Below are 10,542 nucleotides of genomic sequence, written 5' to 3'. Positions count from 1 at the left end.
CGTCCGAGGACACCGAGGTCACCGCCACCGACGAAGACGGCAAGGACATCCCGGCCGAAATCGACGAGGACGGCAACATCCACCTCACCCCGGGCGAGGATGTCGACGGCCCGATCACCGTCACCGTCACCGACCCGAACCTGCCCAACGGCGCGGTCGAGGTGGAGGTGCCGGTGGACGGCCACGAGAAGAACCGCGACGACAACGACTCCGACACCGCTTCTGTGAGCACCCCGGACGTGCCCGCTGACGGCAACTTCCACGTTGTCGGCCGCGTGAACAACCCGGACAAGGACGGCGGCTACACCGGCAAGCTGGTGGACCGCTCCGGCAAGGAGATCGAGGGCGGCGTCGTCGAGATCGATCCGGAAACCGGCGAGATCAAGGTGAGCGTGCCGGCCGGCACCGACCCGCGCGAGGCCTTCGTGGCCGTGCGCGACAAGGACGGCAAGCGCGTCACCGACAAGGACGGCTACGACCTGCGCGTCAACATCGTTGCGCCGAACTACGGCGACGCCACCGCGGTGAAGCCGGGCGAGAAGGGCACGTCCAAGGATCCGTTCGCGGGCCAGGACCTCACCACTGCAGTGGTAGGCGCCGAGGTCGAAGGTTCCGAGGGCGCGGACAACTGGAGCTTTACTATCGACGGCACCTCCGGCACGATCACCGGCCAGGCCCCGACGAACGAGCAGCTCCAGGACTCCTTCACCGAGAAGTTCCCGACCGGCAAGACCACCTGGGACGACTTTGTGAAGCAGTTCGACGGCATCGCCAACCCGAAGGCCACCGGCACCATCACGCTCGACGGCGTGAAGGATCCGCTGACCGGCGAGGCGAAGTTTGAGCTGGTGGGTCAGGACGGCCGCTCCATCCTGGACCCGAACGGCGACTTCGACGGTGACGGCGTGTCCAACCGCGACGAGATCGAGGGCAAGTCCAACCCGCTCGACGTGAACTTCACGCCGTCCGAGGGTCAGGAAGTGTCTGAGACGCCGGGCAAGCCGGGCCTGACCGACGACGAGCGCAAGCGCTGCATCGCCACCTCCGTCGGCTTCGGCCTGCCGCTGCTGGCGCTGATCCCGATCGGCCTGGCCACCCAGACCGCCATCCCGGGCCTGTCCCCGGTGGTGGAGCAATACTCCGAGCAGATCCGCCTGGCCAACGCACGGATCCAGCAGGAGCTGGGCGTGTTCAACCCGGAGATTGCGCTGCAGGTAGAGGTGATTAACAAGCAGCTGCGCCAGTTCGGCCTGGACGTGGCAACCGTGGGCGCAGGCCTCGCGCTGATCGCCGCCGGCATCCTCACCGGCACGGTCATCTACGACAACTGCACCCCGGGCGGCATCGGCAGCTCCGTCAAGGACCTCGAGCTGAAGGGCTCCTCCGGCAAGACCTACGCCGGTTCTTCCGAGAAGAAGTAACCGAGTAGGGCCCGGGCCCTAGCCGAGCCGAGCGCCCCCGCTTCCCGCACCGGGAGGCAGGGGCGCTTCGTCGTTGGTTGGGGGGGGCGAGCCCGTGAGCGACCGGTCTGATCTGTTTGATCACTTTTAATGATCGATCACTATTGGTGAAGTGCACTGCTCAGACCCCCGCACCGCGAAACCCTGGGATCTTCACCCACTGACAACTCCAATCGGCCGATCCCAGGGTGAGGATCCCAGGGTCTGTCCGAGTAAACGCAAACGAAAGCGGGCCGTGCTGGTGAAAACCAACAGACCCGCTTTCAGTCTCCGACTCCGTAGAGCCTTTTCGCGTAGAACAGTAGCATGTATCGAGGGGGATTGTAATGAATAAGGGTTTCTGGGGAACCTATCTCGGAGAGGCTCGTTTAGCGCCGTTCCTACAGCTTGCTGATGGAAACGTGAAGTTGGCGCTCTCGTTTTATCTCTGGAATGTCCAAGTCGGGGCAGCTTATTTTGAATTGCTTGGCATTTCGGAGGTTGCTTTGCGAAACGTCATTTACCGAGGGGTGGACCGCTACTGTCTCTCTAGGGACGTCGGGAAATGGCTGCTCGCGGAGCCAGCGATGCTCCCGCTTCCTTTGCAGAAGTTGATGAAGGGACCTCTGCTTGAGGCTCAATCCAAGGCGAAGGAAGCGAAGAACCGTCGAGATCAGAACCCTGCGCACCCACGAAAGGGTTTTCCGTTGCAGGAAGGCGATGTTCTTGCTCAGGTGACTTTTGGAGCTTGGCACAATTTGTTTCCGTCTGAGTGGGGAGAGTCGAAAGACCCGGTGACGAACAACTACCGCACCATTCTTTGGGAATCTGCCCTCAAGTGTGTTTTCCAGCCGGGAGCCGATCCGGACCGATTGCGGTGGCTTCTCTACAGGCTCACGTACTTTCGGAACCGCATAGCGCACCACGAGTACCTGCTGGGGCCTTCAACTCGTGTAACCGCAACGCATCCTCTTCGTCAGCGGCTTAACGATATCTTCGAGCTTCTAGAAATCGTCGATCCGGAGTTGAAAGAATGGGCGACAGGCTTCAGTCGTGTGTCGCAGCTCCTCAAACATCCCCCAGTTCGGTGACGGTCTGGGGGTGGATCCAGCGTATTCGCACAAGGGCAGGCTTTGCGTACCAGCCCGCACCCGGAACTGTGGGATAATCAGCTCCCATGACTGTTCCGCACTCTGCAGAGCACCCCTCCGAGCGCTCAACCGGGCCCAACACCAACCTCAACACCGGGCCCAACGCCGAGCACTCCGCCGACGACACGGGTGCCATCCCCACCGTCCCCGCCGCGCCCGCTACCAGCGAGGAACCGGCGGAGATGCCGCGCCGGGCGCTGATCCTGGGCGAGTCCGCGATGGCGCTGGACCTGGAGCAGGCCTACAAGCGCATGGGGTTTGACACCCGCATCGGCGCCGCGAGTATCGCGGAGGTGTTCTACCCGGGCATCATCGTCACGTCGGGCGATGCCGAGGACACGATCGAGACGGTGGAGGAGGTCTCCCAGCGCGTCGGCGCGGTGGTGGCCCCGTCGGTGGAGGCGTGCCGCCACACGGCGGACCGGATGGCCGTGCGTAAGCAGGCAAACGAGGAGCTGGGCCTTCCCGTTTTGGACTACGAGTACGCCTCGACTCCCCAGGAGATGCACGACGCGGTGGAGCGGATCGGCTACCCCTGCGTGGTCAAGGCGCCGACCAGCAAGGACGGCGAGGGTTTCAGCATTGTGCACAGCGACGGGGATCTCGCTGATGCGTGGCGCGCCGCCGATCGTGGCCTGGGCCAGGGTGCGGTGGTGGAGCGCTTCATCGACTTCGATTTCGAGGTCACCATCCTTGCCGCGCGCTCCATCGACCCGGAGACGGGCGAGTTGGCTACGTGGTTCTGCGAGCCGATTGGTACCCGCCACCGCGACGGCAAGCTCGTCGAAAGTTGGCAGCCTGCGCCGCTGCCTGAGGCGGCGATGGATAACGCGCGCTCCATCGCGGCGCGCATCACCGGCGCGTTGGCCAGCTGCGGCATCTTTTCGGTGGAGATGTTCGTCTCCGGCGACGATGTCTACTTCTCCCAGGTCACCCCGCGCCCGAGCCGCGACGGGTTGGTCACGTTTGTCACCCAGCGCATCAACCAGTTCGACCTGCAGGCGCACGCGACGCAGCGGCTGCCCATTGATTCGACGTTGATCAGCCCGGGCGCGGTGCGTTTTTTGGAGGGGCACCCGTCGCAGTCCGCGCTCGCCGCGGCCATGGCAATCGAGGAGGTGACGGTGCGAATGCTTGGCGACGGCACCTTGGTCCTCGCCACGGCCGATTCCGCGGCGGAGGCCCGCCAGCGCACTGAGGAGGCCGTCCGCGAGATCTACAGAGTCGACGGAAAACCCGGCGAGAATTAGATCACACCATTCGGTTCGTCTTGACGGGGCTCGCACCGGTAAACTGTTGCATGTTTGCCCACGACGAAAGGTGAAGCCATGTCTCAACGCCAATCATTGCTGGTAACCCTTGCAAACCGCACCTTTGACGGCCTGGATCTGCAGCAGCTTGCCAGCCGTCTGGAGCTGCCCCTGGTGCGACTTTCGGGTGACAGCGTGGCAGAAATCTTCAACTCCGAGCAGGTCACCGAAGAGCCGGCCCTGTACGCCGGCACCGGCGACTACAACTTCGATGCGCAGCTCGCCGCCGCCATCGGTGCTCCGGTGCTGCTCGCCGCAGGCGACGACGCGGCTGCCAAGCTCGCGGCAGCGAGGATTGGGGAGTTGGGGGCGACCGTGGCGTCGATAAGCAATGGCGATTTTGACAACGTTGAGCCCGTCGAGGCCCAGCAGGTGATGAGCCCCGTGGTGTTCGAGCGCCAGCTGATCGAGCAGGCGCGCGCCAACCGCAAGCACGTGGTGCTGCCGGAGGGCGAGGACGACCGCATCCTGCAGGCCGCGGACCAGCTGCTCAAGCAGGGCGTGGCCGAGCTGACCATCCTCGGCGACGTGGACGACATGAACCGCCGCGCCGCCGACCTGGTCCTGGACCTTTCCGGCGCGCACCTGGTCAACCACCTCGAGTCCGAGCTGGCGGAGGAGTTCGCAGCCGAGTTCGCGGAGCTTCGCAAGAAGAAGGGCGTGACCATTGAAGAGGCGCGCGAGACCATGAAGGACGTCTCCTACTTCGGCACCATGATGGTGCACAAGGGGCTTGCGGACGGCATGGTCTCCGGCGCCGCGCACACCACCGCGCACACGATTAAGCCGTCCTTCCAGATCATCAAGACCGCCCCGGGCGCGTCTGTGGTGTCCTCGATCTTCCTCATGGTCATGCAGGACCGCCTCTGGGCGTTCGGCGACTGCGCCGTGAACCCGAATCCGACCGCGGAGCAGATCGGTGAGATCGCCGCCGTGTCCGCGAAGACCGCCGCGCAGTTCGGCATCGACCCGAAGGTGGCCGTCCTGTCCTACTCCACCGGTAGCTCCGGTGCCGGCCCGGACGTGGAGCGCGCCGTGGAGGCGACCGCGAAGGCCAAGGAGCTCGCACCGGATGTGGCCATCGACGGACCCCTGCAGTTCGACGCCGCCTGCGACCCGGGCGTCGGCAAGAAGAAGGCCCCGGATTCCCCGGTTGCCGGCCAGGCCAACGTGTTCATCTTCCCCGACCTGGAGGCGGGCAACGCGGGTTACAAGATCGCCCAGCGCACCGGCGGCGCACTCGCCGTCGGCCCGGTGCTGCAGGGCCTGAACAAGCCGGTCAACGACCTGTCCCGCGGCGCGACCGTGCCCGACATCGTCAATACCGTGGCCATCACGGCGATCCAGGCGGGGGCGAAGTAAATGTCCTACGTACTCGTTATCAACTCCGGTTCCTCCTCGATCAAGTTCCAGATCGTCGACCCGACCTCGGACGCGTCCGCGGACCCGTTCGTCTCCGGCCTGGTCGAGCAGATCGGCGAGCCGCAGGGCCGCATCACCATCAAGTACGACGGCCAGAAGTACGTCGTGCAGAAGGCCGTGCCCACGCATGCTGACGGCCTGCAGGAAACCTTCAAGCTTCTCGACGCCAAAGGCATCGGCCCGACGCAACTCGACATCGTCGCCGCAGGCCACCGCGTCGTCCACGGCGGCATGGTCTTCTCCGAGCCGGAGCTGATCCTGGACCCGGTGGTGGACATGATCCGCGATCTGATCCCGCTGGCGCCGCTGCACAACCCGGCCAACATCGACGGCATCGAGGTCGCCCGCGCTTTGCTGCCGGACATCCCGCACGTCGCGGTCTTCGACACCGGCTTCTTCCGTGACCTGCCGCCGGCCGCCGCCCTGTACGCGATCAACGCCGAGGTGGCGGAGCAGAACCTGATCCGCCGCTACGGCTTCCACGGCACCTCCCACGAGTTTGTCTCCTCCCAGGTGCCGGAGCTGATCGGCCGCGACCCGAACCACACTCGCCAGATCGTCCTGCACCTAGGCAACGGCGCCTCCGCGTCGGCCGTGGCCAACGGACATCCGATTGACACCTCCATGGGCCTGACCCCGCTGGCCGGCCTGGCCATGGGCACCCGCTCCGGCGACATCGACCCCGGCATCATCTTCCACCTGGTGCGCCAGGGCGGCATGTCCATCGACGAGATTGACAACCTGCTCAACCGCCAGTCCGGCGTGAAGGGCCTGTCCGGCGTTAACGACTTCCGCGAGCTACGCGCCATGATCGAGGAAGAAAACGAAAACGCCTGGCTGGCCTACATGGTCTACCTGAACCAGCTGCGCCGCTTTATCGGCTCCTACATGATCGCGCTTGGCCGCGTGGACGCCATCACGTTCACCGCCGGCGTCGGCGAGAACGACCAGCACGTGCGCATGGACGCTCTGGACAACCTGAAGATGTACGGCATCGAGATCGATCCGGAGAAAAATGCGCTGCCCAACGACGGCCCGCGCATCATCTCCACCGACGACTCCAAGGTGAAGGTCCTTGTCGTGCCCACCAACGAGGAGCTCGCTATCGCGCAGAAGGCCGCAGCCGTCGCCGCCCGCGTGGGGTAGCCCGGCAGTTTCTCGTGCCCCGGTTGCCAGGCGAGTCCTGGCGCCGGGGTTTTTGCTGCTCTGTGCCTGATCGTCTAGCAGCGTGCGGCGGGTGCTAGACGGTCAGCCTGATACTGAAACTCAATGTCATCATCACCTGGTGAAATGCGGAGCCGGTTCGCGGATCGTCTAGCAGGTCGTGTGGTGCTGCTAGACGGTCAGCGATCTTGGTGTTGGTGGGGGGTGTTGGCGTGGGTGCCGGATGCGTCGATAGGCAATCTGCTAGTTGCCTAAAAACCGGCAACTAGCAGATCAAGTGTCCAAGTTTGCGTCGCTCCAGGTGATATTGAAAAGCGGGTTCGATTGCGGGCTGATCTGCTAGGAGCCGGTTCGGGCAACTAGCAGATGAAATTGACCGCACTGCAGGCAGACGTATGATGATTCTTCTTGCTGTGATTGATTGCACAAAAACTGTCTGTGTTGCGGGCGTAGCAGGGCAGGGGACTGCGTTGGTCTTTGTTGGACTGCTTTGCTGCTCCGTAAACCATAATTGTGTTGTCTTCATGGGTTAGTGCCCTATACATTTACGGATGGATAAAATCGTACTGTCGGCTGTTGTTTGGGTCGGCAGTAGATGGAAGTTTGTGAAAAGGGGTCTTGCAATGACTGGAAAGCGTGACCGCGCATTTGCGCGTCGGCGCGGGACATCGGTAGCCGCGTGCGCGCTCGGCCTGTCGCTTGTGGCCACGGGCGTCCAGCCGGTTGTAGCCCCGCAGGTCTCGTCGCAGGCGTCGGCGCAGCTTTCAAAACGGACTGACGCCGATAGGTCGTGGGTGAAATACCCGTCTTCCACCACGGTGAAATACGGAGATACGACCAAGATCAGTCCGAACACTAACGCTTTGACCGTCTACCCGCCGACCAGCTACAAGCTGGCCGACGGTGTAAACCCTGGCTGGGGTGCAACGGTCGATCCAGCGACGGGTGAAATTTCCATCACCCCGGACTCGGATGCTGAGCTTCCGGAGACCGACACGATCAATGTGGAATTCACCTTCAAGGACAATTCCACCAAGGTTGTCGGCGCCCCAATTAGCTTGCAACCCGACCCGGTCTACGTCGACCAGGCCGACAAGGTCTACTGGACTGGCAGGGAAATTAACCCTGTTGATATCCGCGTCAACCGCGCTACGTACGACTCGGGACTAACCATCGACGAATCGACGCTGCCAGCAGGCATCACCGCGGACCTGCGCAACTTCGGCAATATCAAGCACATTTTCCTTAAAGGCACCCCGGCTGAAATCGGCACCTTTGAGGTGAAAACCCAGCTGGTTGAGGGGGGCAGCGTCGTTGAAGGCGCCAACGGGCCGCTCGAGCAAACCTTCACCATCACGGTGAAAGACTCTGCTGACCTGCCTGCCCCAGTCGAAGAGAACTTTGTCGAGGATCCGAAGCCGGTGAAGCCCGGCGAGTCAGTCGACATCAAAATCCCCACGGAGAATGCATCTTCCGTTGAGGTCACAGACCTGCCGGACGGTCTGACCTACGACGACGAAGAGAGCAAGATCAAAGGCACGCCGAAGGCCTCGGGCAAGGCGAAAGTCGAGATCATCACTAACGACGCCAAGGTCATCACCGACACCATCGATATCCAGGTTGAGGGGTCAGGTGATTCGACGACACCGGAAACAACGACGTCTGAGCCGACGACCACGAAGCCGACTTCGGCAACCCCGACCTCGGGCCGACAGACGACTCAGCCAGCGCCGAAGCCCACCACCAAGCCAACCACCTCGGCACAGCCGACTTCGGGGCAGGCAACGTCCGCGCAACCCACCACCCCGAAGCCCACCACCGCAAAGCCGACCACCTCGGCACAACAGACCACCAAGCCCACCACCTCGAAGCCCGCTCCGTCGGTGGACGACTTCGCATGGAAAACGCTGACCGTGCAGGCTGGCACCACTAAGGTGACGGTGCCTTCCCGTAAGCCGTCCAAGACCGTCAACGTGCGCGTGGACGGCGATGCGCCGGAGTGGCTGTCTGTGGCCTCGGACGGCCAGGTGGTGGCGGAGCCGGGCCGTGATGTCGATCCGGGCACGTACAAGGTTGATGTGGTCTCCGAAGCAGGGGAGCGCGACACCGTCACGGTCAAGGTCACGGCGCCGGTGAGCGACTCCGACCGGATTAGCGGCATGGAGTACAAGGACTCTTATGTCCAGGCGGGCAAGACGAACTCCAGCCGCCGGCCAATCGCGGTCGTCGACCGCGACGGTGTGAAGTACACGGGGCAGCCGCTTCCCGCGGGCACGAAGTTCTCCACGAAGAGTGCTGAGGGAACTGTGGACCCGGACACCGGTGTTGTCACTGTGAAGGCGCCGCTGCGTACCCCGGCGGGGGAAACCATCGAGGTTCCCGTCGATTTCACGTACCCGGACGGCACCACGGGCAAGGCAACCGCAGTCTTCCACGTCGACGCCGCCGCGCAGAACGAGGCGTATGCACCTGCCTACCAGGAGGGACTCGGCGCGCAGCCGGGCAAGACCGTTGTCGTGCCACTTATCGACGGTACGTACCCCGTCAACAAGGATCGCGAGAACGTTGGCCAGTACGCCCTAGCCCCGGTGTACGACGACAAGGGCAACGAGCTCGGCGCCGAAAAGGCGTACAAGGGCTGGGATGTCAGTATCGACCCGGATACCGGCGCGGTGTATGCCACCGCTCCGGAGGAGGACCCGGAGCCGATCACTGTTCCGGTGACGGTGCTGTACGCCGACGGCACGACTTCGGACGAGGAGAACAAGCCCACCGTTTTCGCCCGTATCGCGTCGCTGACGGGCCAGTCGCTGGCGCAGGCGAACACGGCCGGGGGCTACGGCAAGCCGTTCTTCGACGCGGACGGCAACATCCGCATGTTCCCCGCGGGTTCGATGCCTCCGGGCGCGACTTTCGAGCAGACGGGTCTCACGGCGCTGCCGGTGGAGATTGACCCGGAGACGGGCGCGATCACCGTCAAGGTTTCGGAGGAGGCTCCGGTTGGCGCAAACTTTGACATCCCGTTGAAGCTGACGTTGCCGGACGGTTCTGTGCAGGAGATGGTGGTGCCGGTGGCCACGCAGTCGGAGGCTGCCAACCAGGCGGTGTCCTGGCGCCCGGTCAAGGTGACGGAGGCTGGCACTCCGGTCACTGTTGAACCGAGCCAGGCTCCGGCGGGCACCTCGTTTGCGCTGGCAGCGTCCTTCGATGCGGAAGGGTGGCAGGCCTCTGTGGACCCGAAAACGGGTGCCATTACGGCTGTCCGCAACGGTGATGAGGCTGACCCGCAGGCGACGCTGATCCCGGTGGTGGTGACCTTTGCTGACGGTTCCCAGCGTGTCGTGGAGGTGCCGGCAACTACCGTGCGCGGCACTGCGGCGCTAACGCAGGTGACGTACCCGCGTGTGACCATCAACGCTGGCCAAACCGCCATTTTGCGGCCGAATGTTTCGGGCGCGTCGTTCTCCCTGGTCAAGCCGATTCCTGGGCTGCGCACGAAGGTGGATTCGGTTACGGGCGAGCTCACCGTCGCGAGCTACGACGGCACTGTCCCGGGGCCGCGCGACATTCCGGTGCAGGTCACGTTCGAGGATTCCTCGCACACGATCACGTCTGCTCGGGTTGAGGTCCGCACCAAGTCCGGCAAGGACACGCTCGCTGAGAGCATCATGCTTAACGACGTCTCCGCTGTCGGCCGCCCCGACTCCACCACACGAGTCACGCTGCCGGTGCCCAGCAAGGCCGCAGACCAGCCGTTCAGCCTGGGCGAGTTCGACGCGGACGGCTGGGAGGTGTCTCTGGACCGCGCCCGCGGCGTGCTGGACGTGCATGTTCCGGCTGATGCCGCCGGGCAGGTCAAGGAGATTCCGGTGAACGTGTTGCTTGCCGACGGCTCCACGGGCCAGTTCAAGGTCGTTGTCGATGTGGATGGTGCGCGGCCGATGGCTCCTCGAAACCCTCGCCGGTGGTGTGGGTGCTTGCGGTGATTGGATTGTTGGGCGCAGCTGGCAAGGTTCTGTATGATAACCGAGATAGTTTTCAACACTTTTTAGAGCG

General features: G+C 63.7%; 6 protein-coding genes. All 6 read left to right on the top strand.

Annotation, left to right across the window (positions count from 1 at the left end):
* Positions 1-1,421: hypothetical protein (locus tag HMPREF3151_RS06590; RefSeq protein ID WP_168160610.1), on the top strand; the 1,421-nt coding region annotated here is incomplete at its 5' end.
* A 365-nt stretch (positions 1,422-1,786) separates the two neighbouring features.
* Positions 1,787-2,530, top strand: coding sequence for a hypothetical protein (locus tag HMPREF3151_RS06585; protein WP_070474774.1), 744 nt, complete (start codon positions 1,787-1,789; stop codon positions 2,528-2,530).
* 86 nt (positions 2,531-2,616) lie between these two features.
* On the top strand, positions 2,617-3,840 hold the full coding sequence (locus HMPREF3151_RS06580) for an ATP-grasp domain-containing protein (protein ID WP_246815220.1): 1,224 nt from the start codon (positions 2,617-2,619) through the stop codon (positions 3,838-3,840).
* Positions 3,841-3,918: 78 nt separating this feature from the next.
* Entirely contained in the window at positions 3,919-5,262 is a 1,344-nt protein-coding gene (pta, locus tag HMPREF3151_RS06575; protein ID WP_070474773.1) for a phosphate acetyltransferase, read from the top strand.
* Positions 5,263-6,468: an acetate kinase gene (locus HMPREF3151_RS06570; RefSeq protein WP_070474772.1), complete on the top strand. Its 1,206-nt coding sequence runs from the start codon at positions 5,263-5,265 to the stop codon at positions 6,466-6,468. It abuts the gene before it with no gap.
* Between the two features lie 641 nt (positions 6,469-7,109).
* The gene (locus tag HMPREF3151_RS06565; protein WP_168160609.1) at positions 7,110-10,472 is read left to right on the top strand and encodes a Rib/alpha-like domain-containing protein; all 3,363 of its coding nucleotides are present in this window, start codon (positions 7,110-7,112) and stop codon (positions 10,470-10,472) included.
* Positions 10,473-10,542: the final 70 nt, after the last annotated feature.

Origin of the sequence: Corynebacterium sp. HMSC05H05, from assembly GCF_001807265.1 — a bacterium.
In the GTDB taxonomy this organism is placed as follows: Bacteria; Actinomycetota; Actinomycetes; order Mycobacteriales; family Mycobacteriaceae; genus Corynebacterium.
This window is presented reverse-complemented; position numbering and strand designations above follow the sequence as displayed.

Coding starts and splice junctions, on each gene's coding strand:
- HMPREF3151_RS06580 (WP_246815220.1), top strand. CDS start 2,617: ATGACTGTTCCGCACTCTGCAGAGCACCCCTCCGAGCGCTCAACCGGG.
- pta (WP_070474773.1), top strand. CDS start 3,919: ATGTCTCAACGCCAATCATTGCTGGTAACCCTTGCAAACCGCACCTTT.
- HMPREF3151_RS06585 (WP_070474774.1), top strand. CDS start 1,787: ATGAATAAGGGTTTCTGGGGAACCTATCTCGGAGAGGCTCGTTTAGCG.
- HMPREF3151_RS06565 (WP_168160609.1), top strand. CDS start 7,110: ATGACTGGAAAGCGTGACCGCGCATTTGCGCGTCGGCGCGGGACATCG.
- HMPREF3151_RS06570 (WP_070474772.1), top strand. CDS start 5,263: ATGTCCTACGTACTCGTTATCAACTCCGGTTCCTCCTCGATCAAGTTC.